1 protein-coding gene is annotated in these 3,222 nt (G+C 58.8%); it reads right to left on the reverse strand.

Annotation, left to right across the window (positions count from 1 at the left end):
• Window positions 1–37 precede the first annotated feature (37 nt).
• Complete coding sequence (locus NZK35_RS11865) at window positions 38–3,019, reverse strand: TolC family protein (protein WP_259632747.1); 2,982 nt, start codon at window positions 3,017–3,019, stop codon at window positions 38–40.
• Window positions 3,020–3,222 lie beyond the last annotated feature (203 nt).

Here is a 3,222-nt window from a genome sequence, read left to right on the forward strand (position 1 = left end):
CTTAGCGGTATTGGGCTCAAGCCTGCACACCAACACTCTAATGATTCCGACGCACTTCCTCACTGTAACGCACGCGTGCCGGCAGCCGCCCGTAGGGATTCGGGTTGACATCATAGAAATCGGGCAGCGGCGGCAACTCCAACGATTCGTCTTGCCCGCCTGACCAGTACCCGTTGGCATCCAATCGAATCGACTCGGTGTCAAAGAACAACTCAATGCGTCCTCGGATGAACGAAATGTGATCGCGTGCGACCGAGTTGAGCGCGGACGTGTACGCTTGCTGGGCTTCCAAAAAGTCCCGTGCGACGACGTTCCCGACGGCCAACTGCAGTTGCAGACGCGTGCTGACGACACGTTCGTACGCGAGGGCCGCCCGAGCCACCGAAATCTCATATTGGTTGCGTTGCAAACGAAGCTGTCGCAAGTCTTCGCGAACGGCGAGCTTGATCTGATCTTCCAATTCGATCAACGCCCGGCGTCCGGCTTGGTAATCGATCAGCGCGGCCCGGTAAGTGTTGCGTTCCAGACGACGGTTCAGCGGCGTGTCCAGCGACAGACTCAACGAGGTGACGCCACCGTCGCGACTAAAATCGAAGGGCGGGTTCGGATCAGAAAGCAATCGATTGGCCGACAACGTCTGCGTCGCTCTGACATCCAAAATCGCCCTCAAATCATCCGCGGCCAGTTTGATCCGACGTCGATCGTCGGCAAGTTCGCCTCGTCGATTCATCAGGTCATAGCGTTGATACAGCGCCAACAGCATCGCCCTGTTCTCCTCGACCTCCACTTCATCCAGCCCGCCGACATCACTGGTCTCCACGCGATCGACCAACGCCACCGTATCGGCAACCGTCTGTACGATCACGTTCTCGAATTCGACATTGTCGGCGGGCAACAGATCGCCGACCAGTTTCGCCGTCAGGGTGTTCGTGGCCTCCAGCAAACCATTGGCCGCCTCGACCAATTCGGGCAACCGATCCAGTTCCCGACTTTCGATCGCCGCATCCCATCGGCGACGCAGTTTTTGAAACCGTTCATCCAACCGATCGACTTCCACCGCGTCGGCGACGTCGCTTTGCAGCCCCAGATTCTTTCGCAGCAAGGTGGCCCGCTGGGCTTGCGACAATTTGGACTCGACCAGATCAATCGTGCGGGCAAATTGAATCAACGGCTCCCGCGGCAATTCCGACTTCAGTTCTCGCGATCGAATCGACTCCATCTGATCACTTTGCAGCCGAGCTTCCAGCAACGCCAGCCGCAGTCCCAACTGTTCGGTTTCACGCTCGGCGGCCGACTCCTCGGTGATCCCTTCGATCTTGCGGCGGACGCGAAGGGTTTCTCGCAGACGATTGATCAGCACCGTCGCGCCGTTGACCGCGGCATCGCGATCCCCCAGTCGGGTCTGCGCCGCGTCGAGCAACGTTTGCCGCGTCCGCATCACCAACTGCCGCGTCACCGTGAGTTCATCGCTGGTCGTCAGCGATTCGAGCTCTTCCAGATTCAGATTGAGCGGCATCTCCGGTGGCAAACCGATCCGCAGCTTCAACCGGTCGAGCGCACTTTCCAAACTGTTGCAGTCACCGACCAGCGAGCTGCGGCTGCCCAGGGCGTTTTGTTCAAACTGATCCACTTGAACTCGCGGGATGCGACCGGCTTGCAAGTACTCTGCCCTGCCCTGCAAAAACGCGCGCAAATTGCTGAAGTAATCCTGTGAGCTGATCTCGATCGCGCGATAGGTCAACAACAATTGGTAGTAGTCGGTCGCCAAATCGACGAATAGTGAACGCTGGGCGCGGATCAGATCACGCGCCACATAGATGACGTTCCGCTCGGCTTGTGTCAGCCCTTCAAAAACGACGTCGCGCTGAAAAATAGTCTGCTGAAAATCAAACACCAAATCGGACCCGATGTTGGCGGCAAAGCCCTGCGGTCCGTTGAACGTAAACACCACGCTATTGGCGAAACTGGCCAGGAACTGACCGGCCATCGCCGTGGTCGCGCGGACTCCGGTTTCGGTCGGAATCACCAACCCGTTCCGCGTGGTGCTGTCCAGTCGAACGTGGGTGTAATTCACGCCCGAACCGTTCCCTCGACGCCTCGGACGAAGCACGTATTCGTAACGCTGTGCCGAAAGCACCAGTGCCGCCCGATACAAACGCTCCTTTTGCGTTTGGATCGCGCGATTGTTCAGCGTCGCCAGTTCGGTGATCATCGGCAACGTCAACCGCGGCGCGTCGCTGAGCAACCCCTTCAGCCCGTTGGAGGTGACGTCGGGATACGACCGGCGAAACTCCTTGCGAACCGATTCGAACTCCAGCATCCGCGGCACGCAGGTCTCGGGAAGCTGCTCCCAGAACTGCTGCGGGATCGGGACAATTCTCAACTGCTCCGTGTCAGAACGGTCATCCTTCGTCGGGTCCCAGTCGGATTCCTTCTCCGATTCATTATCGGGCAAGAGGTCGACTTCTTCCGCCGCTTCATTGTTCTGCGCGTCTTCGCGGATCAGTTGTGCCAAACGCACGACGGGTTCCATCGCGTTTGCAGGCTTGGGCATCACCAATGCCAAGTCGCTGATCGACGAAACGACCTCCGTCGACGATTCCGACGCCTCGTCGCTGGCAGGTCGAACGAAGCGGCGGGCGGTCGAATCGTGACTTTCGACATCCGGTGCCGGCAGCTCTTCCACGCCGTCAGACATTTCAAGATCCGATCGCTGGGGTATCTGACGGGGATCACCGGTCACGAGTTCGGGAAGTTCATAGCCGAACAGTTGAGGAACGGGCACCGGTAGCGCCGGGCAATCGTCCGGCGAAGGATCGAAGAATCGGGAACGGGGATCGACATCGATCCCCGCCAACGGCGGCAAGGTATACGCCTCTTCCGCCCGCTTCTCGGCATAAATCACCGCGACGTCGCGATCCGCCTGGGTCCGGTAATACTTGCGCGAGCAACCTGTAATGACCGAAACCGAAGCGGCGACCAGCAGCGTGAAACACAAGAAAATTGGATTGCGAAACAAAACCGAAACACCCCGGCGAGAAAACGAGAGACCCTTTGGGAGGATCATCGTCACCGGATTGTCGGCGATTTGACGGATTCCCCGGCTCTCGCAGTCGTATCGTCTGCGTAGACTTTACCGATCACGCTGGAATCGATTCGCGACACGTTGAGGACATCCCGGAGGGATCACAGCAAGTAGCCGGCGGTCAGCGCAGCGCCACC

This window comes from Stieleria sedimenti, assembly GCF_025060895.1.
In the GTDB taxonomy this organism is placed as follows: domain Bacteria; phylum Planctomycetota; class Planctomycetia; order Pirellulales; family Pirellulaceae; genus Stieleria; species Stieleria sedimenti.